Annotated in this window: 22 protein-coding genes and 1 tRNA gene; 16 read left to right on the top strand and 7 right to left on the bottom strand. The window is 40.2% G+C overall.

Annotated features, from left to right (window positions below):
- Positions 1-43 precede the first annotated feature (43 nt).
- Together ACKI5B_RS08445 and ACKI5B_RS08440 are read right to left on the bottom strand one after the other, a co-directional pair.
- Positions 44-128, bottom strand: a tRNA-Ser gene (locus tag ACKI5B_RS08445).
- Between the two features lie 76 nt (positions 129-204).
- Positions 205-1,320: a cation diffusion facilitator family transporter gene (locus tag ACKI5B_RS08440; protein WP_407427724.1), complete on the bottom strand. Its 1,116-nt coding sequence runs from the start codon at positions 1,318-1,320 to the stop codon at positions 205-207.
- Positions 1,321-1,380: 60 nt separating this feature from the next.
- Here ACKI5B_RS08440 and ACKI5B_RS08435 point away from each other — a divergent pair, with 60 nt between their 5' ends.
- From ACKI5B_RS08435 to ACKI5B_RS08425, 3 genes are read left to right on the top strand one after another with little or no spacing between them, the layout of a single operon-like run.
- Complete coding sequence (locus ACKI5B_RS08435) at positions 1,381-1,971, top strand: DUF308 domain-containing protein (protein WP_407427722.1); 591 nt, start codon at positions 1,381-1,383, stop codon at positions 1,969-1,971.
- 1 nt (position 1,972) lies between these two features.
- Complete coding sequence (locus ACKI5B_RS08430) at positions 1,973-2,701, top strand: IMP cyclohydrolase (RefSeq protein ID WP_407427720.1); 729 nt, start codon at positions 1,973-1,975, stop codon at positions 2,699-2,701.
- Positions 2,702-4,468 carry a B12-binding domain-containing radical SAM protein gene (locus ACKI5B_RS08425; RefSeq protein ID WP_407427718.1) on the top strand — a complete coding sequence of 589 codons (1,767 nt, stop codon included), beginning with the start codon at positions 2,702-2,704 and terminating at the stop codon, positions 4,466-4,468.
- Here ACKI5B_RS08425 and ACKI5B_RS08420 read toward each other — a convergent pair.
- Positions 4,465-5,835 carry a POTRA domain-containing protein gene (locus ACKI5B_RS08420; protein WP_407427716.1) on the bottom strand — a complete coding sequence of 457 codons (1,371 nt, stop codon included), beginning with the start codon at positions 5,833-5,835 and terminating at the stop codon, positions 4,465-4,467. The two genes, ACKI5B_RS08425 and ACKI5B_RS08420, sit on opposite strands and share 4 nt — an antisense overlap.
- A gap of 116 nt (positions 5,836-5,951) precedes the next feature.
- Here ACKI5B_RS08420 and ACKI5B_RS08415 point away from each other — a divergent pair, with 116 nt between their 5' ends.
- From ACKI5B_RS08415 to ACKI5B_RS08355, 13 genes are all read left to right on the top strand, one after another.
- Positions 5,952-6,560, top strand: a complete 609-nt coding sequence (locus ACKI5B_RS08415) for a DUF3261 domain-containing protein (RefSeq protein ID WP_407427714.1) — start codon at positions 5,952-5,954, stop codon at positions 6,558-6,560.
- Positions 6,557-7,765, top strand: coding sequence for a beta-ketoacyl synthase N-terminal-like domain-containing protein (locus ACKI5B_RS08410; RefSeq protein WP_407427712.1), 1,209 nt, complete (start codon positions 6,557-6,559; stop codon positions 7,763-7,765). Before ACKI5B_RS08415 ends, ACKI5B_RS08410 begins: the two co-directional genes overlap by 4 nt.
- The gene (locus ACKI5B_RS08405; RefSeq protein ID WP_407427710.1) at positions 7,762-8,211 is read left to right on the top strand and encodes an ApeP family dehydratase; all 450 of its coding nucleotides are present in this window, start codon (positions 7,762-7,764) and stop codon (positions 8,209-8,211) included. Before ACKI5B_RS08410 ends, ACKI5B_RS08405 begins: the two co-directional genes overlap by 4 nt.
- A gap of 14 nt (positions 8,212-8,225) precedes the next feature.
- Entirely contained in the window at positions 8,226-8,963 is a 738-nt protein-coding gene (gene fabG, locus ACKI5B_RS08400; protein WP_407427708.1) for a 3-oxoacyl-ACP reductase FabG, read from the top strand.
- Positions 8,964-8,976: 13 nt separating this feature from the next.
- Positions 8,977-9,147 carry a hypothetical protein gene (locus tag ACKI5B_RS08395; protein ID WP_407427706.1) on the top strand — a complete coding sequence of 57 codons (171 nt, stop codon included), beginning with the start codon at positions 8,977-8,979 and terminating at the stop codon, positions 9,145-9,147.
- A gap of 57 nt (positions 9,148-9,204) precedes the next feature.
- Positions 9,205-9,597 carry an SdrD B-like domain-containing protein gene (locus tag ACKI5B_RS08390; RefSeq protein WP_407427704.1) on the top strand — a complete coding sequence of 131 codons (393 nt, stop codon included), beginning with the start codon at positions 9,205-9,207 and terminating at the stop codon, positions 9,595-9,597.
- Positions 9,587-10,675: a TIGR04133 family radical SAM/SPASM protein gene (locus ACKI5B_RS08385; protein ID WP_407427702.1), complete on the top strand. Its 1,089-nt coding sequence runs from the start codon at positions 9,587-9,589 to the stop codon at positions 10,673-10,675. The genes ACKI5B_RS08390 and ACKI5B_RS08385 overlap by 11 nt, the downstream gene beginning before the upstream one ends.
- A 62-nt stretch (positions 10,676-10,737) precedes the next feature.
- Complete coding sequence (locus tag ACKI5B_RS08380) at positions 10,738-11,976, top strand: beta-ketoacyl-ACP synthase (protein WP_407427700.1); 1,239 nt, start codon at positions 10,738-10,740, stop codon at positions 11,974-11,976.
- A gap of 1 nt (position 11,977) precedes the next feature.
- Positions 11,978-12,703, top strand: coding sequence for a hypothetical protein (locus tag ACKI5B_RS08375; protein ID WP_407427698.1), 726 nt, complete (start codon positions 11,978-11,980; stop codon positions 12,701-12,703).
- Positions 12,704-12,819: 116 nt separating this feature from the next.
- Positions 12,820-14,043, top strand: coding sequence for an enoyl-ACP reductase FabV (gene fabV / locus ACKI5B_RS08370; RefSeq protein ID WP_407427696.1), 1,224 nt, complete (start codon positions 12,820-12,822; stop codon positions 14,041-14,043).
- A 175-nt stretch (positions 14,044-14,218) separates the two neighbouring features.
- Positions 14,219-15,130 carry an alpha/beta hydrolase gene (locus tag ACKI5B_RS08365; protein ID WP_407427694.1) on the top strand — a complete coding sequence of 304 codons (912 nt, stop codon included), beginning with the start codon at positions 14,219-14,221 and terminating at the stop codon, positions 15,128-15,130.
- A gap of 78 nt (positions 15,131-15,208) precedes the next feature.
- Entirely contained in the window at positions 15,209-15,955 is a 747-nt protein-coding gene (locus tag ACKI5B_RS08360) for an RluA family pseudouridine synthase (RefSeq protein ID WP_407427692.1), read from the top strand.
- 42 nt (positions 15,956-15,997) lie between these two features.
- The gene (locus tag ACKI5B_RS08355) at positions 15,998-17,002 is read left to right on the top strand and encodes an omptin family outer membrane protease (protein ID WP_407427690.1); all 1,005 of its coding nucleotides are present in this window, start codon (positions 15,998-16,000) and stop codon (positions 17,000-17,002) included.
- Here ACKI5B_RS08355 and ACKI5B_RS08350 read toward each other — a convergent pair.
- Genes ACKI5B_RS08350 through hisG form a run of 4 tightly spaced genes read right to left on the bottom strand, consistent with a single transcriptional unit; the run spans position 16,999 to position 19,051 of the window.
- Complete coding sequence (locus tag ACKI5B_RS08350; protein ID WP_407427688.1) at positions 16,999-17,277, bottom strand: DUF4160 domain-containing protein; 279 nt, start codon at positions 17,275-17,277, stop codon at positions 16,999-17,001. The genes ACKI5B_RS08355 and ACKI5B_RS08350 overlap by 4 nt on opposite strands.
- Positions 17,261-17,533, bottom strand: coding sequence for a hypothetical protein (locus ACKI5B_RS08345; protein WP_407427686.1), 273 nt, complete (start codon positions 17,531-17,533; stop codon positions 17,261-17,263). Before ACKI5B_RS08345 ends, ACKI5B_RS08350 begins: the two co-directional genes overlap by 17 nt.
- A gap of 19 nt (positions 17,534-17,552) precedes the next feature.
- Positions 17,553-18,170: an imidazoleglycerol-phosphate dehydratase gene (locus ACKI5B_RS08340; RefSeq protein ID WP_407427684.1), complete on the bottom strand. Its 618-nt coding sequence runs from the start codon at positions 18,168-18,170 to the stop codon at positions 17,553-17,555.
- Between the two features lie 8 nt (positions 18,171-18,178).
- Complete coding sequence (hisG, locus tag ACKI5B_RS08335; protein ID WP_407427682.1) at positions 18,179-19,051, bottom strand: ATP phosphoribosyltransferase; 873 nt, start codon at positions 19,049-19,051, stop codon at positions 18,179-18,181.
- Between the last annotated feature and the right edge of the window lie 72 nt (positions 19,052-19,123).

Raw genomic sequence — 19,123 nt, 5'->3', positions numbered from 1 at the left:
AATACCGCTATACGACGCCTCCAATCCGCTATCAAAAAAAAAGCGGAGCGAGAGGGATTTGAACCCCCGATACCTTGCGGTATGCCGGTTTTCAAGACCGGTGCATTCAGCCTCTCTGCCATCGCTCCAGATATTTGATGCTTGAATAATATAACGGATTTTAATTAATTGTGTCAACAGCATCAAAGAAAAAAAATTAAAAAATCAGTCGGAAATGTCAAAATCAAACTGAACCTGAATGTCATAATCAGGAAAAGCTTGTTTTACATCATCAACAACATGATTATACATAATATGCATGTCAGGAGAATCAAAAGACACAATAATGTCGAATCTCATGATTTTATTTGCTTCATCAATAAAAAAACCGTGCATTTGAAGAATATCTTTATGCTCGTGAACAATGTTCCAGACTTTCTCCCGAATCTGGGCTGCGGAGTTATGTTTAGTATTTATGCTATAAATTCCTACTGCTGTTACGATTATGTTATGTTTTTCATAGACGGTTTGAGTTATTTTTCGTGAAACCATATCGATTTTATCTGCTGTCCATGTGTCTGGAATTTCAATGTGAACAGAACCAAGATGTTTGTCTGGACCATAATTATTTAAAACCAGATCAAAGGCACCGTTAATTTCCGGTTCAACTGAAGTGATTGTTTTTTTTACAGAATGTGAAATTTCTGCGTTTATTCTTTCTCCTAAAATCTTGCTCAAAGTTTCCCGCAGTGTTTCGAATCCTGATTTTAGAATAACAAATGAAATCAGTAAGCCCAGATAGCTTTCAAGTGAAATATTAAAATATATAAATACAATGGCTGCTATAAATGTTGTAAGTGAAATCATTGAATCCATAAAAGCATCCTGTCCGCTGGCAGTCAGTGAGTCGGAATTTACTTTTTTTCCGGTTGCTTTTACGAAAATTCCTAATAAAAATTTTATAATAATTGCAGCGGACACCACAATCAGTGTGCTTTTTGAGTAATCAGGTGTTTGCGGAGAAATTATTTTTTTAACTGATTCTACAAGAGATGTAAAACCTGCATACAGAATAATTACTGAAATAACCATTGCACTCAGGTATTCAGCTCTTCCATGACCGAATGGGTGCTGTTTATCTGCGGGTTTTCCTGCAAGTTTAGTTCCGATAATTGTGACAAGAGAAGAAAGTGCATCTGTAAGGTTGTTTACGGCATCAAGAATGATTGCGATTGAATGTGAAAAAAGACCCGCGAAAGCTTTAAATGAAGCAAGTGCAATATTTGCCAGAATGCCGATAATACTGGTTCTGATGATTATTGTTTCTCTTGAGTTCTGCATTTTATAATATCCTCTCTTTTTTTGTAGAATTTTTATTCAGTTTATCATATATTTGACTGTATGGATAAAAATAAACTTTTTCTTGGTTTTATGACAGCTGCTCTGGGGCTTTTCCTGCTTATTTCACCAGAAACTTTTATTTCTTTTTTTGTAATTCTTCTTGGAATTGCGGCGGTAATTGACGGAGTTTTTATTCTTGCTGCAACAAGGGATTTGATTGTCGATCCTCAGTACAAAAAAATTGTTACTGTCCGCGGTATTCTTAGTGTTGTAATCGGACTGCTTGCAGTTCTGCTTCCAAAAATATTTATTTCTGTTGCATGGAGTGCAATGGCTTATACTCTGGCTGTTTATCTGCTTATTTCGGCATGTCTTCAGTTTTACACAATCACAAAATTACACAGAAATGGAATTATGATCCGTCAGTCAATGATTGAAGTTTTTACTTCTCTTATAATTGCTGTCGTGCTTTTTATTATTCCATCTGATTCAATAGGTGTTTTCATTATCAGATTATTTGGAATTGTACTTCTTGCAAGCGGGATTGGTCTTGTATTTATGCAGTGGCATAATCGGCCTGAAGTTATAATTCCTGATTCTGTAGAAACAGTTGAAAATAAAGAAAACGAAATTCAAAATAACGAGGAATAATATGAAAATCAGCAAACTTGAAGAAATTTTAAAGGCAAATGAATATCCGGGCCGCGGAATTGTTGCAGGTCTTTCACAAGACGGAAAATACGCCGTTTCTGCATACTGGACAATGGGCCGTAGTGCAGGAAGCCGGAACCGAGTTTTTGTTACAGAAACAGAAGACGGAACTGAAGTTGTCCGCACAAAAGCGTTTGACGAAAGCCTCATTGCAGGCGATCCGAGCCTTATCATTTACGCAGCTGTCCGTCAGCTTGGAAGCAAAACAATCGTTACAAACGGCGACCAGACCGACACAATTTTTGAAGGCCTTAAAAAAGGCGAAACATTTGAACAGTCGCTCAGAGTCCGCAAATACGAGCACGACGCTCCAAACTTCACTCCGCGCATTTCTTCACTTTTGAATGTTGAAGGCGGCAAATACGACTATGCAATTTCAATCTTAAAGAGCGATAACGGAAACGGTGACAACTGTCTGCGTTTCACATACACTTACGACAATCCTCAGAAAGGTGAGGGACACTTTATCCACACCTACATGGGAAACGGAAACCCGCTCCCAAGTTTTGAGGGCGAGCCGGAAAAAGTCGAAATAAAAGGTTCAATCGACGAATTTGCCGACAAAATCTGGACAAGCCTTAACGAAGAAAATAAAGTTTCGCTTTTTGTACGCTTCATCGACATTGCTACAGGCAAATACGAAGAGCGGATTGTGAATAAAAACAAATAATTGAAATCCCTTATTTGTACTACTCTTTTAGTTGAAACTTCTCCGCAGGGGCTGCCTTTAGGGGCGGCCTGCATTGCTTCAGGCATTAAATCAGATGAGCGCACCCGCAGTAAGTTTTCCGTAGAATTAATTGATTTTTCGCTTGAAGATGCGGATATTGTTCAGGCGAGAAAGAGTGCAGGTGAGGACGGAATTGCACGGCTCCTTGCTGAGAATCTTGTTTCAAAAAAGCCTGATTTCGTGTGCTTTTCTGTTTATGTATGGAACCGCGTAATTCTTGAAAAAGCCTGCCTTGAATTAAAAAAAATCTTACCGGAATGTATCTGCATTGCAGGCGGACCTGAAGTTACTGCAAATCCGCTTTCTTTCGAGAGCTTTGATTTTATGATTGCAGGCCAGGGTGAACGTGCCATGGTGGAGCTTCTCGACAGAATTCAAAAAAACGAACCGCAAATTACACAAAACGACACGAACGAAACTGAAGCAGGCCGTGCATTTGGAGTTCAGGGGGTTTATCGAACCGAAAAACAACACCCTGCGGGGCATTACGAGATAATCCGGGCCTGTCCGCTTCCTCCTGATTTAACTGCTTCTCCTTATCTTGACGGCACTTTAGACGTTTCAAAATACGGCGGTGCTCTCTGGGAACTTGCCCGCGGATGCCCTTTTAAATGTTCTTACTGCTACGAATCAAAAGGCGAAAAGAAAATCGCTTATTTTCCGATGGAACGGCTCGAAAAAGAAATTGAGCTGTTTGCTAAAAAGAAAATTGCACAGGTGTTCGTTCTTGACCCGACATACAACGCAAGTAAAGAACGTGCCATAAAAATGCTCAAAATTATCGAGAAAAAAGCGCCGGGAATGTTCTTTTATTTTGAAGCACGAGCTGAATTCATCGACCGGGAGCTTGCCCGTGCATTTTCGCGGATTCCGTGCTGCCTTCAGATTGGCTTACAGAGTGCAAATCCCGATGTCTTGAAAAACGTACACCGCACCCTCGACAAGAAAAAATTCATAAAAAATATCGGCTTTCTGAACGAAGAGGGCGTTACTTTCGGCTTTGACTTAATTTACGGGCTTCCGGGGGACAACTTCCGCGGTTTCTGTAAGAGTATCGATTTTGCGCTCAGCCTTTATCCGAATAACCTTGAGCTTTTCTGTCTTTCTGTACTTCCAGGAACAGATTTGCATGATTCAGCAAATGGATTTGGTCTTGAATGGGAGCAGAATCCGCCTTATCACGTACTCAGAACGCCGCAATTCTGCGAAAAAGACCTTGAAAGGGCAGAAAAACTTTCTCTTGCAACAAATCTTTTTTATACGAAAGGAAGGGCGGTCGCGTGGTTTAATTCCGTGCTTTATGTGTTAAAAGAAAAACCGAGCGAATTTTTAAAAAGGTTTACTGATTACATTGAAAATTCCGGCATAAAATCAAACCCGTCGACAGGCTCAATCCGTAACTGGACTGCCGATAAAAATTCAGTTCAAATCGAAGAACTTCAGCTTTCATTTGTAAAAAAACGCTTTTCAGAAAAACATCTGGACCGCTTTTTTTCTGCAGCCGAAGACTTAATCAAAATGCATGCGGCTTTAGGACGATGCACGTTCGACGGCACGGAATCCACATTCAACACGCACTATCATCCGGATGACGTAATGAGTGAATACGGCACAGACATTGAATTCTTTACCGAAAACTGCGGAAAACAGAAATGCCGTGTACGCGTATTTACAGGCCAAAACGGTGCAGACTGGCGGGTTATCTAGAACGTCATGCCCATTGCGGCGGCAAACTGCCAGTAATTTTTTGGAACATTGTACGAAACACCCATTGAAAGCGCCGGAAAAGCGATTTTTGCAAGGTAAAATCTTGCACCGCCGTTTGGTCCGTGCATAAAATGGTAATCCTTGTCAAAATCCTGAGTGTATACAATCTGATAATCTGAATAAAGCGAAATCATGCCCCAGCCGAATTTTGCGACTGCAAGTTCCAGCCCGGTGTTTCCGCCAATAATTTTTTCTGATACGAAATTTCCCGGTAAAATTGTTACAGAACCTGCGCTTTGTGATTTAAAGCTTGAAAGATGATTTTTATGTCCGAAAAATCCTGAATAACGCTGGTAAATTCTGAGTCTGTCTGTAAAAACCGGGTGCTGTTCACTAATAGCGAAAGAAAATCCAAGCGGAAAGCGGTAGTCAGCATCGTTAGGTTTGTTAAGACCAGCTTCAACAGAGACTGAAGCTGAATTTGTGGACATAAAAATGCCGTTCCAGTCTGATTTTGAATATCCGAGTCCGGCGGAAACAGTGCCTTCAATAAGTGATTCCGGGGCAAGACCTTTGTAATTTGAATTGTCGCTTGTGTCGAGATATTTGAATCCAAAACTGTTTGTGAAAGAAAAACAGTCGTTGATTTTTTCTGAAAGACTCAGTCCGATTCCAAATGAAAGTGCATCATATTTTAGAACCGTGTCGTTATCGAGATTTTCATATTCTGGAGAACTTTTAGAACCTGAAATAAAAATTGAGATGCTTGGAATTCCTTTTGTTTTGGAATTTTTAGCCACAGAAGCCATGGCAGTTTTTGATGTGTTTGAGAAAAATCCACCGAGCATGAACATGTGTTTTTGTCCGAATGCGTTTGTATCCATTACGACACCGCCGGCCATAAATCCTGAATTTGAATACATTGCAAACGGAAGAGGAATGAATGTGATTTTTTCTTTGACAGAGATATTTATCTGTGCTTCAGTTTCAGAAATTTGTTCTGTAGAAATCTGAATGTCATCAAAAAGCCCTTCGAGCTGAACTGCGGTTTCCAGAGCGTGTAAATCAGTTTCTCTGATGGATTTCCCAGTAAATTTAGAAACTTTTGACTGAATGTAAGAATTACGTGTTTTTTTAAGACCGGTAAAATTTATTCTGGTTACTGTGAGATTTGAATCAATTTGATTTTTGTCTGCCTGTGAATTTTCAGTTTTTTCCTGTGAATCTGAGATATCAGCCTGTTCTTTTGTTCCGACGACCTGTGCCGTATCATTTGCAAGCTGAGCCCGGGTTTTTGGTTCTGATGACTGCGAGAAAAAGCCCTGGGGAAAAATTATAAAAAGCAAAACAAAAATAATTTTTTTCATACCATAAAATTGTATTAAAATCAGGAGGTTTCCACAAGAACGGAAAAATGTTAAAATATATTTCTGTTTACAGCGGAAGTGCCCGTGTAAAGCAGCATCTGAAGGGAAACGCCTAAATGAAAAAAATCTTTCTTATTTTGATTTCAATTTTTCTTGTCTCGTGCGCATCTTCCCGTCTGGAGTCAAAATTTTCTCCGGTTTATGTCACAAATACTTCAAAATTTGCTCTTCTGGCACCGGTTGAGATGGACGGCATGATAGATTCTGTTCAGCGCATGACTGCGAAATTCGGTACACAGAGTTTTGATTTTGATGTTTATGTGATTTCCGATAAAACTCAGCTTTCAATGACCATTTTCAATGAATTCGGAACAACAATGGGAAGCCTTTTTTATGACGGCACTTCTCTTGATTTTGACTCGGCTGTGTTTCCAAAAAATCTTAAGGCTGAGTATATTGTGGCTGATTTTCAGTTTTGTCTGTATGAAGCAGAATCAGTAAAGACGGCTCTTGAAAAAATCGGCGTAGATTTTGAAACTGTTTTTACAGATGGAATCAGCGGCACGAAATATGAAACAAGAACTCTGACTAAAAACGGAAATCCTGTTTCAAAAATTACGAAGACTTATTCTGTTATGGAAGACGGTTCTGTAAAGCTGCAGTCAATTTTCTACGATAACATATTGCGCGGTTATTCTTATACTTTGACGGGAGAAGCTGAATGAGCGAAAAAATTTATCTTTCAAATCCTGGATTTATCTGTGCTGCAGGAAATTCAAGTGATACAGATACATTTGTAAAAAATCTTGCTGCAGGAAACCGCTGTGGGATTAAAAAAGTTGAGTGCGGTCTTGAAGGTGAAAACGGCGTAAAATCTTTTTATGCAGGAAAAATTCCGGATGATTTATTAAAGCCGGTTGAAGACAAATTTGATATGCGCGTTCTGCAGATTCTGGATTCTGCTCTTTCTTCTGTAAAATCAGCGGTTCAAAAAGCAGTTACACTTTATGGAGAAAACCGTGTCGGCGTATGTATAGGTTCGTGCGACAACGGAAGTTTTCTTTCTCTTAACGCACATAAGGCTTTTTTTGAAGACGGTAAATTTCCATCTTATTACAACTTAAAGGCTCAGGGTGCAGACTATGTGGCGACATTTACTTCAAAACGGCTTGGAGTAAAAGGCGTTTCTCTTGCTTTTTCAACGGCATGTTCTTCAAGTGCGAGTGCAATTATAAAAGCCAAAGAATTGATAAAAGCCGGTATATGTGATGCCGTGATTGCAGGCGGTGTTGATGTTGCTTCTGATACTGTTCTGCTTGGATTTGACAGCCTTGAAGCAATTGATCATGAAAAAACAAATCCATTTTCAAAAAACAGAAACGGAATCAATCTTGGAGAAGGAGCTGCTGTTTTTGTTCTTTCAAAGGATGATTTAGATGAAACCGGGATTATTTTAGCCGGTACAGGAGAAAGTTCTGATGCAAGCCATATGACAGCTCCTTTAGCTGACGGAACAGGTGCAGAACAGGCAATGAAATCAGCTCTTGCAGATGCTCAGCTTTCTCCAGCCGTAATAGACTACATAAATTTGCACGGAACCGGCACACATTTAAATGACAGCATGGAAGCAAAGGGGGTTAATCTGGTTTTTGGGAAAGAAAATCCGCAGGTTTTGTGTAGCTCAACAAAGCCTCTTACAGGGCACACTCTTGGGGCTGCAGGAAGTCTTGAACTTGCTGCATGCTTTTTTGCACTCAAAACGCAGAAAATTCCTGTTCATGTCTGGGACGGTGTGCAGGATGAAGAAATTCCTGTGCTGAATCTGGTAAAAAGTTCTAAGGCAGAAAGAGAAATCCGCTGCTGTATGAGTAATTCATTTGCATTCGGCGGATGCAACGCAAGTCTGATTGTCAGAAAGGAATCTCTATGAAAATTGAACACGAAGAACTGGCAGGTCTTGTTCCGCATAAAGGAAAAATGTTTATTATTGACCGCATAATCGAAGCGCAGGCGAACGACTGGATTATCGAAAGTGAAACAAAAATTACTCCAGATTTTATGTTTTACGACAAAAAACTCGAAGTTGCGCCGAATTATGCCTGTTTTGAAATTATTGCACAGACAGTTTCGGCACTCACCGGGCTGTATGCGCGTGAAAATCATCTCCCGCCAAACATGGGCTTTATTTTAAGCGTATCAAATCTTCATTTCGATTTTGATTCGCTTGTCAGCGGTGATGTTGTGCGGGCAAAAGCTGTGCGGGAAGCTGTTGTTGATAATGTGTATTCCTTCCGCGCGGAACTTTTTGTAAATGATAAAGCAGGCGGCAGCGGAAAACTGACTGTCATGGAAGTAGAGAACAATTCTAAGGCTTAAAAAAGAGGTAATTTATGGAAAACGAAAATACAGAAAAAAAAGTTTTAGTAACAGGCAGTTCCGGTGGAATTGGCCGTGCAATAGCTCTTGCTGCAAGTCAGGCAGGATATGAAATCGTAGCACACTACAATAACGGCATAGAAAAGGCGGAAGCACTCAAATCAGAAATCGAAGAAGCAGGCGGAAAATGTTCTCTTTTGCAGTTCAATATTTCTGACCGTGAAGACTGCCGCACAAAACTTGAAAAATGGAGTGAAGAAAACGGCGCTTTCTGGGGAATCATCTTAAATGCAGGAATCTGCCGCGACAACGCTTTTCCGGCTTTAACTGACGAAAACTGGGACGATGTAATTCATACAAATCTGGACGGTTTTTACAATGTATTAAAGCCTCTTGTAATGCCGCTCTGCCGTAAAAAACGTGGCCGTATAATAACAATTTCAAGTGTTTCAGGAGTTATGGGAAACCGCGGTCAGGTAAATTACAGTGCAAGCAAAGCTGGCCTTATCGGTGCTACAAAAGCACTTGCCGTTGAACTTGCAAGCCGCAAAATTACGGTAAACTGCATAGCTCCTGGTTTTATCGAAACAGACATGATAAAAGATGCACCTGTTGAACATATCCTTCCTACAATTCCGATGGGAAGAGCTGGTAAACCGGAAGAAGTTGCTTCTCTTGCAGTATATCTTTTAAGCGAAGGCTCTTCATACATTACGCGTCAGGTAATTTCTGTAAACGGCGGAATTATTTAGCGGGAGTTACCAATTGAATTCTGCCGGCGGCAGATTCGGTCTTGGATATGTTCCGATAAACAGCAAAAAATATATTCTTGCTTTTCACGGATTTTCAGAAATAAAAGGCTTTTTTTTAGATTATGAAACAAAGTATAAAGCTGCGGATATTTCTGAGCGGTTTGGTCTTTGTTTTGGCTTTTAAACTTTACAATAAATAAGAACTTTCTTATAATTTAATCAATAAATGGAGAAGTAAAGCATGAAAGATAAAATTCACTGGACATGGAAACGCATTGCCGGAGTTATTTTCGGCATTCTTGGAATTGGAACTCTTACTTCCTGCTACGGTGTCATTGAAGATGAGTTTGAATACGACATTTACGGGAATGTAAAAGGAAATGTCAATGGAACAGAGCAGGCTATTAAAGATATTGTCGTTCAGCTTTCCGTTAAGCAGTCTGAAACATTTAAAACAGTTACAACAGATTCTGACGGCTGGTATGAATTCCGTGGTTTGACAGCAGGTGATTATACCCTGAAATTCACAGATACAGACGGGGATGCAAACGGCGGTTCGTTTGCTCAAAAAGAGCATAGCGTTACTCTAAAAGATGATTTCCAATATTCGCCAGTTTTAAACAATGCTGAATAAATTAAAGCATGCTGTTTTCCGTCTTTACCGCAACAGTGAAATCAAAAAGCACGAGCTGCGCTATCTTTTCTGGGAATGTACCTTAAGATGTAATCTTAACTGCCTTCACTGCGGAAGTGACTGCCTTGCTTCAAGCGAAGTTCCGGATATGCCGCTTTCTGATTTTGTGCATGTTTTAGACGATGTAAAAGCAAAAAATCCGTATAAAAATCTTACTGTATGTATTACAGGCGGTGAACCCCTTTTAAGAAACGATCTGGAAAAAGCCGGCCTTGAAATAAAAAAGCGCGGATTCCGCTGGGGAATTGTGACTAACGCGCTTGTACTTACTCCGCAAAGATTTATTTCACTTTTAAATGCAGGCCTTTCTTCAATCAGTTTCAGCATTGACGGATTTGAAAAAGAGCACAACCATTTGCGGCAAAATCCTCATTCTTTTGAAAAAGTTTTTGAAGCAATTAAAATGGTTGTAGATTTTCAGAAACAGTTTCCAAAAAGGCTCAATTTTGATGTTATTACCTGTGTTCATCAGGGGAATTTTGGAATTTTACGGGAATTCAGAGATTTTTTGATTCAAAACGGAGTTTCTAACTGGCGGATATTTTCAATTTTTCCTGAAGGCAGGGCCGCTCAGAATAACCTTGCACTTTCAAATCAGGAATACCGTTCTTTAATGGATTTTATTGCCGAAACCAGGCTCTACAAAACAACTGACGGAAAATCAATACATCTGAATTATTCTTGTGAAGGCTGGCTTGGAAAATATGAACTTAAAGTGCGTGATTTTTTCTTTTTCTGCCGCGGCGGAATCAACGTTGCAAGCGTAATGTGCGATGGTTCAATTTCTGCCTGTTTAAGTGTGCGTTCAAAGGCTTTTATTCAGGGAAATATTTACAGAGAAAGTTTTATGGATGTATGGCAGAACCGTTATCAGAATATGCGTGACCGCAGATGGGCAAAGACAGGAAAGTGTGCAAAATGCAGGCAATGGAAAAACTGCATGGGAAACGGCTTACATCTGCATAAAGATGACAAATCAGAGCCGGACAGATGTAATTTTGAGCTGCTGTGCAATTAAATTTATGCAATCTTTTATATTTTGATTCTTTCTGATAAAATACTGAGAAAAGGATTAATTATATGGAAACAAGAAGAGTTGTTGTTACTGGCGGCGGAATTGTCAGTGCGCTTGGAAATGACTGGCCGACAGTCCTCAAAAATTTAAAAGCAAAGAAGAATTTCGTAAAATACATGCACGAATGGGACGAAAAATATCCTCTCATGAATACGCGACTGTGCTGTCCTGTCGATTTCGAAATCAATAAAGAAAAATATTCACGAAAGGCAATCCGCGGAATGGGACGCGTTGCACAGATGGCTCTTACTGCCACAGACGCCGCCCTCGAAGATGCAGGCTTACTTGGAAGCGAAGAACTTTCCGCAGGCCGCTGTGGAATTGCTTACGGTTCTTCAATCGGAAGCGTTGATCCTCTCATGGAAATGTATTCAATGCTTGTTACAAACGATACAAGCAAAGTAGGTTCAACAACATATATTAAATCAATGCCGCAGACCTGTGCATGTAATCTTGAAGTTTACTATCACCTTACGGGGCGTATTATTACGACAAATACAGCCTGCACTTCAGGAAGCCAGTCAATCGGCTATGCTTACGAAGCAATTAAATTCGGCAAGCAGGATATTATGATTGCAGGCGGTGCTGAAGAATTCTGTACAATGGATACTGCAACATTCGACACTCTCTTTTCAACATCAACTAAAAACGACACACCTCATCTTACTCCGAGTGCATACGACAAAAACCGCGACGGACTGGTTTTAGGAGAAGGTGCCGGTACTCTCATCCTCGAAGAATATGAACATGCAAAGGCGCGCGGAGCAAAAATCTACGCAGAATTAGTCGGCTTCGGTACAACTACAGATGGAACTCATATAACTTCACCTAACCGCCCGACAATTGCACATGCACTTCAGCTGGCTCTTGAAGATGCAGAACTTTCTCCGGATAAAATCGGCTATATCAACACACACGGCACAGGAACTACAGCCGGTGATGTTACAGAAACCGGTGCTACTTACGATGTCTTTAAGCGCGCAGTTCCGGTTTCAACAGTAAAAAATTACATCGGTCACACATTAGGTGCGTGCGGAGCAATCGAAAGCTGGCTTTCAATCAATATGATGAATGAAGGCTGGTTCCTTCCAAACCTCAACCTTACTGAAGTTGACCCGGAATGTGCCCCACTCGACTACATCACTGGCGACGGACGCGAAATTAATACCGAATACGTAATGAACAACAATTTTGCATTCGGCGGAATCAATACAAGCCTGATTTTCAAAAAAATGGGGGAATAAAATGAAAAAATTAATTGCAATTCTGGCTGTTTTATCTGCATTTGCCGGTGTTTTGTCTGCACAGGTTCCGGAATTTCCAGATGAAAAAGCTTATATTATCGATTCTTCGAAAATTCCTGGTAAAATCCGGGACAGTGTAAAACTAAGAAACGTTTCGTCATTTTCAGATTTTGTTGTAACAATTTCTGCCTATGATGAACAGTCAAAAAAATGGGTTGAATTTGGAAAAGGCCGCTTAAAGGGATTAGGCGATACCGAAACTGTGAATTCAGTTGACCGAAAAAACATCAAGCTTGCAAATTATAATTATTTTGCCATAAGCAATGATTCAAACGGTGAGTTTAAATACAGTGCCAGCAAAGGAAGCAATGACCTTCATATCTGGTTTTATGATGCAAAAAATATCGATGAATCACATTGTCAGGTTTTTGATGTTAAAATGCTTGGCGGCTTTAGGGATAAAGTAAAATTAGTCGGCGGAGTTACATTAAAATCAGCAGCAAGTTTTAAAATTTACGGCTATAACGACGAAAATGAAACAAAAAAAGCCGGAACTGTTGCGATTCTAAAAGGATATGCTGATACAGATTCTTACGATACTGCAAGCAACGGCGTTTCATTCAGTAATTTTAAATATATTAAAGTTGTTTCCCGTGAAGAAAAGGATTTTAAATATTCCGCAAAATGCGAACGAAATGACTTAATCATCACAATTGATGAATATTAAAAACTGCTTCCTGATTTTATTTTGACACATTGACTAATTTTGTCAAAATAAATAGTATAAAATGAATGTTAATTTTGCCCTTCTTTCAGGTTCGGGCTTTTTATAAGGAGAAAAACATGGCACTTATCAAACCAATGGTTCGTTCAAACATTTGTATCAACGCTCATCCGATTGGCTGTGCAAAAGATACACAGAATCAGATTGACTGGGTACTTGCTCAGAAAGCAAAAAAAGGAATCAAATCAGCTAAAGAAGGAAATTCTGCTGCTCCAAAAACAGTTCTCGTTCTCGGCTGTTCAACAGGATATGGTCTTGCAAGCCGAATTACAGCTGCTTTTGAATACGGTGCTGATACAATTGGTGTTTCTTTCGAAAAAGAAGCTTCTGAAACAAAGGGCGGAACACCTGGCTGGTACAACAACAAAAAATTTGACAAAGTTGCACGCTCTTCAGGCTTAAAATCAACAACATTCAACATGGACGCATATTCTGATGAATGCCGTCAGGCTGTAATCGATGAAGTAAAAAAATGGGGCGTAAAATTCGACCTCGTTGTTTACTCACTCGCTTCACCAGTCCGCACTGATCCTGACACAAAGGTTCTTTACAAATCAGTTCTCAAAGTAATCGGTAAAGAATACAAAGGTCCGGCACTCGACATCGTAGGCGGAACACTCGTTCCGGATGTAGTAGCTCCTGTTGCAGAAGGCGACGATATTGCAAACACAGTTAAAGTAATGGGCGGCGAAGACTGGGAACGCTGGTTTAAATACCTTCTCGACGCAGACGTTCTTGCTGAAGGCTGTAAAACAGTAGCTTATTCATACATCGGACCTTCTTTAAGCCACGCAATTTACCGCGACGGTACAATCGGTATGGCAAAAAAAGACCTTGAAGAGCGCGCAAAAGTAATCGACAAAATGCTCAAAAAGGTAAACGGTTCAGCTTACGTATCTGTAAACAAAGGCCTTATTACCCGTTCATCTTCTGTAATTCCAGTAATCGGTGTATACCTCGGCTGTCTCTTTAAGATTCAGAAAGCAGAAGGAACACATGAAGGCTGTAAAGAGCAGATTGAGCGTCTGTTCACTGAACGCCTTTACACTGCCGACGGAAAAGTTCCTGTAGACGAAGAAGGCCGAATCCGTATCGACGACTGGGAACTCCGTCCGGAAACCCAGGCAAAAGTCGATCAGGTTATGCCAAAAATTACTCAGGACAACATCGCCGAAATGATTGACCTCGAAGGAGTCCGAAAAGATTTCCTTAACATCAACGGTTTCGATGTAGACGGTGTTGACTACAGCAAAGAAATCACTGACATGTCAGCAATCGACTAAGTAACAGCAAACACCGCTGTGAGCAAAGCTCAGGCGGGTTTGTGTCGCAACCCCGCTTCCGTCAGATTTGCCTTTACTGACAATTGAAAACCGCCATTTGTTTCACAACATAAATTTTATGGATTATAAAAAAAATTCCCTTACTTTTTTATTTTTTTCTGTTTTTTTTCTTTTGATGTCTATTAATATTTTTTCAAAAGATTACACTCAAAAAGTCTTTCTCTGGGACGGCGTTCCCAAAATGGAAACTCAGAAACGCGATACAATTCTTTATTACACGCCGGCTAAAGGCGAATCTTCTTCAAAAACTGCGGCCGTAATAATCTGTCCGGGCGGAAGTTATCATCATCTTGGAATGCCGCACGAAGGTTTTGCTTCTGCGCGATGGTTTTCTGAACACGGAATTGCCGCCTTTGTCCTGCGCTACCGGGTTGCCTATAACTGCCACCATTATCCGGACCAGCTCGAAGACATTCAGATGGCAATTGTTTATATTCGTGAGCATGCAGAAGAATTCAATATCGATAAAAGCAAAGTCGGTGCAATCGGCTATAGTGCAGGCGGCCATTTAGTTACAATGGCAGGCGAATTCGCTTCAACTCATAACGAACTTACAAAACTTGGAATAAAAACTTCAGAAAGCGTCCGTCCTGATTTTGTAATGCCGATTTATCCGGTTGTTACCATGCAGGATGACATTTCCCATAAGTGGTCACGCAGAAGTTTACTCGGGCATAAATGGAGCGCGCCGGATGCAGAAAAAGGCTGGCGTCCATGGAATTTCTGGGGACACGCATATTCTCAAAGCCTTAAAGACGAATTTTCGATGGAACTGAATGTTCCGGATGACATGCCGCCGACATTCATTCTTGCCTGTGAAGATGATCCTGTAGTAATTTACGAAAATTCTGTCCGGCTCGACAAAGCCCTGGCCGAAAAAAACATTCCTCATATTTTTGTAACTTATCCGAAAGGCGGACACGGCTTCGGCATGAAGGAAAACAGTTACATAATGAAAGAAACTCACTGGAATGATAAAGATTTGCTTCCATGGCTAGTCGACATCCATGTTGTGACAAGTTTTTGACAGGCAAAAACTTGCGGTTAACTTGCTTTTTGCCACATCCTTGTGGCACTTCTTCCGGATTTAATTTATAATGGCATAATGAAAATTACACCAGACTATACAGTTATTTATAATGATGAAGATATTGTCGTTCTTAATAAGCGTTCAGGGCTCTTAATTGCTGCTGACCGTTACGATGAAGATGCTCCCCGCCTTGATTTGGAAGCACAGAAAGAGTTCGGAAAGCTTTTTGCAGTCCATCGAATCGACAAGGACACTTCTGGCTGTGTAATTTATGCAAAAAATGCAGAAGCACACAAAAATCTTTCAATGCAGTTTGAAAACCGCGAAGTAACAAAAATCTATCATGCACTTGTTTTAGGTCACCCAATGTGGGAAACAAAAAAAGTCGATTCAAAGCTCTTAGTCGACGGAGATTCCCGCCACAGAACAGTTTTAAATCAGCGTTATGGTAAAGCTGCCGTTACTGATTTCAGAAATATCGGAAACTGCGGTCCTTACTCATGGATAGAAGCAAAGCCGCACACAGGCCGCACTCATCAGATCCGCTCACATTTACAGTCACTCGGAATTTCAATTGTCTGCGATCCGCTTTATTCAGGAAATCAGCATCCGGTTCTTCTTTCTGAACTCAAAAAACGCTGGAACGGCGACGAAAAAACTGAACGCCCTCTTTTGAGCCGGCTTGCACTCCACGCATACAAACTTACTCTTAAACATCCAAAAACCGGCGAAGAAGTCACATTTACAGCACCTTACCCGAAAGACATGGACGCAACCCGAAAGCAGCTGTGCAATATTTTCGGAGTTGACCCGCTGGCGTAAACTGAAAATTGAAAACGGAAAAATTATTCCGATAAGTAGTATATGAAAAAATTCCTTCTTTCACTTACTTTTGCTTTTTTCTCTTTTTCATTATTTGCAGTTTCTCTTAAAGACTTTTCTCTTTCAGTTGAGCCTCTGTTCGGCATGAAGTGGGGGCAGCTGGATGAGTATGTGTTTTCGAATAAATCATATTTTTCAGATGATAAATTGAGTGAACTTAACTGGGAAATAAAAAATGAACTGCAAGCTGGATTAAAACTTTGTGGCGGCTGGAAAGGAATTTTTGCAGAAACAAAATTTACTGCAGGTATTCCTCGAGCAAGTGGAATAATGAAGGATTCAGACTGGCAGAACATTCAATATGCTGCTGCCAGTGGAGGAAATACAATACAGACAAATTATTCTGAAAGTGATAATCATATAGACCATGATTTTTCTTTTGAAATAAAAGGCGGATACGAATTCAAACTTTTAGAAAAATTTAGAATAAAACCTTCCTTAGGCTTTGAGTATAATAATATTAAATTTACAGCGAGTAACGGAACATATTGGTATGGAAATACTGTAGGAACAAGTTCTTATAATAATTATGGTCCCTATTATGCTTATAATAATTCTGAAAATCAAACAACTGGCGAACTAACAGGCGATGTAATCGATTATAAACGAATCAGCTATTACTTATGGCTGGGAAGTGACTTTTCTTTTTATCCCTATTATAATTTTATTATTAATGCAGGATTTTTTGTTGCCCCGTATTTTTATGCGGTTTCTTATGATTCACATTTACTTAGAAGCTTGGATTTTGCAGATTTAACAATTGGATATTTTTCTGCTTTTAAAGGGCATATTGGCTTTGAAGCTAAAATTACTGAAAAACATTCTATCATTATGGCATCAGAATATTGTTATCTCGGAATTGTTCGTGGTGACGACTATCAAAAATCAAGTTCATCAGCAACATATACAAAATCCAGCACTTCTGACGGTGGAGCTGGGGCAAAATGGTTTGATTTGAGTCTTTCGTACCGTTTTAAAATCTTTTAGCAATAGAAAGAGATTTCTTTGAATCGTTCCTGCCATTCTGCAATTATTTCAAAGCTTCTTGATTCTATAAGCCGCATTATGCTGTTTAGAACTCTTTGGGGAATTTTAGAATTGTTGTTGCAGAGACAGCATTTCCCATCTTTTGTAATCCATATTTTTGTGGCATTTGCAACTGGGCGACCTTCAGCAACATGTACATGAACCGGCTCGACAGGTTCATTTTCATTTGACCAGAAATATATCCAGTAAGAGCCGACCTTAAAAATTTGAGGCATTAAGTATACCTCCCGTCTGAGAAAATTCGAGAATCAGATGGGTTGTTGAATCTATAAGTTTTTTATAATAGTTCAGTTCGTCTTCGGAATAACCATTAATTTTTTCCCATTTTTTCTGAGGAAGAATGCACTCAACATTGTGAAATCCATCTTTTTCATCAGGTGTTTCAATATAAACCTTTACCGTTCCGTCTTCCCGCATTTCTGTGTGAGTAATTTCCGTATCATCTGGCAAAGTCATAAAAGGGTATATCATTTGTATTCCTCCGGATCTTTTAAACAATTACGCCCTTAGTGCTTGGAACTTCTCCGTTACGGCGCGGGTCTATTTCGACTGCACTTCGGATTGCACGGGCAGCAGCTTTAAAAAGGCCTTCCATTTTGTGGTGGTCGCTTCGACCGCGGATTGTATCTAAGTGAAGATTACATTTTGCCGCTTGAACAAAGCCGTTCCAGAAATCTTCGAAACAGTCGGTCTGGAATGTGCCTTCTTTACCGTCCTGAATGCTTACAAGAGGAATGCCTGTAAGTTCGGCATTACATACCAGAAAAGGCCTTCCGCCGAAGTCAACTGCTGCACGTAAAAGAGCTTCGTCCATAGGGTAGAGAAATGAGCCGCTGCGGTAAATGCCGGCACAATCACCGAGAGCTTTTGCAAAACACATGCCAAGTACAATTCCTGTATCTTCGATGGTGTGGTGCTGGTCTACGTTTAAATCGCCCTTAATCGTGCCGGAAAGGTCAAAAAGCCCGTGTTTACAGAAAGATTTGAGCATGTGGTCAAAAAAGCCGATTGGATTTTCGACAGTGCATTTGCCAGTTCCGTCAAGGTTGAGAGTAAGCGAAATCTGAGTTTCGCCGGTAATTCGTTCGATAGTAGCTGTACGTGTCATAGTTTTTCCTACATCATAACCTTTCTTAAAGCATATTCAAGGATATCCGTAGCTCCCAGAGACTGCAATTTTGGAAGAAGTGTTGGGACTTCGCTCTTTTTGACTGCGATTTTTACTGCATAGCCGTCATCGCCGAAAAGCGGGCTTACTGTCGGGCTTTTCATTGAAGGAAGAGCTTTGATAAGGCCGTCGAACTTGTCTTTTGCTACGTTCATTTCAAGCATAACCCTGCCGCGTGCATTCAAAACAGATTCGAAGAGCATTTTGAGCTCCATGATTTTCTGTTTTTTTGCAGGGTGTTTAAGTGCTTCTTTTGATGCGTACATTCTTGTTGAAGAAGTCATCAAAGTGTCTACGATTTTAAGGTTATTTGCGCGCAGGCTTGAGCCTGTCGATGTGTTGTCGATTAAAATCTGGGCGAGTGAATCTTCGTTGTCCTGAACAAAGCCTTCTGAAGTGCCCCAGGTGCGGAAAATTGTGCCGTCAATCTTTTTTTCTTCGACCCATTTTCTGCTCAAAGTCTGGTATTCAGTTGCGATTGTGACCTTGCCTTTAAGGAGTTTGTCAAAATCAACAGTGTTAGGAATAGCGGCAACGATGCGGACAGGATCAAATCCCAAATCCATGATTTCTTCGACTCCATCCTGAACGCCGTTTTCGTAAACCCAGTCTTTGCCGGAAAAACCTACATCAGCTTTATTTGAAGCCAAAAGTGCGCTAGCAATCTGAGGCTTTACGACCTGAAAAGCGAGATCGTCCTGATTAGTTGTAGGAAAATATGTGCGGTCTGCAAGTTTGAGGGAAATACCGACATCGCTCAAAAGTTCGTATACTGATTCGTAAATTCTGCCTTTTGCCAATAATACTCTAAGTTTATCCATTTTGTTTTCCTTTTTCCTTTTTTTGCGATTAAAAATCAGTTAGATTATAACAGTTTTTACTTATTGTGTCTT

The organism is Treponema sp., from assembly GCF_045657965.1.
Classification (GTDB): domain Bacteria; phylum Spirochaetota; class Spirochaetia; order Treponematales; family Treponemataceae; genus Treponema_D.
The sequence above is the reverse complement of the archived record's forward strand: the minus strand, read 5'-3'. Positions and strand labels throughout refer to the sequence as shown.

What these genes read in the sequence shown, in the direction of transcription:
- ACKI5B_RS08375 (WP_407427698.1), top strand. Translation starts at nt 11,978, where the DNA reads ATGAAAAAATTAATTGCAATTCTGGCTGTTTTATCTGCATTTGCCGGT.
- ACKI5B_RS08390 (WP_407427704.1), top strand. Translation starts at nt 9,205, where the DNA reads ATGAAAGATAAAATTCACTGGACATGGAAACGCATTGCCGGAGTTATT.
- fabG (WP_407427708.1), top strand. Translation starts at nt 8,226, where the DNA reads ATGGAAAACGAAAATACAGAAAAAAAAGTTTTAGTAACAGGCAGTTCC.
- ACKI5B_RS08415 (WP_407427714.1), top strand. Translation starts at nt 5,952, where the DNA reads ATGAAAAAAATCTTTCTTATTTTGATTTCAATTTTTCTTGTCTCGTGC.
- ACKI5B_RS08440 (WP_407427724.1), bottom strand. Translation starts at nt 1,320, where the DNA reads ATGCAGAACTCAAGAGAAACAATAATCATCAGAACCAGTATTATCGGC.
- ACKI5B_RS08385 (WP_407427702.1), top strand. Translation starts at nt 9,587, where the DNA reads ATGCTGAATAAATTAAAGCATGCTGTTTTCCGTCTTTACCGCAACAGT.
- ACKI5B_RS08430 (WP_407427720.1), top strand. Translation starts at nt 1,973, where the DNA reads ATGAAAATCAGCAAACTTGAAGAAATTTTAAAGGCAAATGAATATCCG.
- ACKI5B_RS08405 (WP_407427710.1), top strand. Translation starts at nt 7,762, where the DNA reads ATGAAAATTGAACACGAAGAACTGGCAGGTCTTGTTCCGCATAAAGGA.
- ACKI5B_RS08355 (WP_407427690.1), top strand. Translation starts at nt 15,998, where the DNA reads ATGAAAAAATTCCTTCTTTCACTTACTTTTGCTTTTTTCTCTTTTTCA.
- ACKI5B_RS08350 (WP_407427688.1), bottom strand. Translation starts at nt 17,277, where the DNA reads ATGCCTCAAATTTTTAAGGTCGGCTCTTACTGGATATATTTCTGGTCA.
- ACKI5B_RS08340 (WP_407427684.1), bottom strand. Translation starts at nt 18,170, where the DNA reads ATGACACGTACAGCTACTATCGAACGAATTACCGGCGAAACTCAGATT.
- ACKI5B_RS08365 (WP_407427694.1), top strand. Translation starts at nt 14,219, where the DNA reads ATGTCTATTAATATTTTTTCAAAAGATTACACTCAAAAAGTCTTTCTC.
- ACKI5B_RS08360 (WP_407427692.1), top strand. Translation starts at nt 15,209, where the DNA reads ATGAAAATTACACCAGACTATACAGTTATTTATAATGATGAAGATATT.
- fabV (WP_407427696.1), top strand. Translation starts at nt 12,820, where the DNA reads ATGGCACTTATCAAACCAATGGTTCGTTCAAACATTTGTATCAACGCT.
- ACKI5B_RS08435 (WP_407427722.1), top strand. Translation starts at nt 1,381, where the DNA reads ATGGATAAAAATAAACTTTTTCTTGGTTTTATGACAGCTGCTCTGGGG.
- hisG (WP_407427682.1), bottom strand. Translation starts at nt 19,051, where the DNA reads ATGGATAAACTTAGAGTATTATTGGCAAAAGGCAGAATTTACGAATCA.
- ACKI5B_RS08420 (WP_407427716.1), bottom strand. Translation starts at nt 5,835, where the DNA reads ATGAAAAAAATTATTTTTGTTTTGCTTTTTATAATTTTTCCCCAGGGC.
- ACKI5B_RS08410 (WP_407427712.1), top strand. Translation starts at nt 6,557, where the DNA reads ATGAGCGAAAAAATTTATCTTTCAAATCCTGGATTTATCTGTGCTGCA.
- ACKI5B_RS08345 (WP_407427686.1), bottom strand. Translation starts at nt 17,533, where the DNA reads ATGATATACCCTTTTATGACTTTGCCAGATGATACGGAAATTACTCAC.
- ACKI5B_RS08380 (WP_407427700.1), top strand. Translation starts at nt 10,738, where the DNA reads ATGGAAACAAGAAGAGTTGTTGTTACTGGCGGCGGAATTGTCAGTGCG.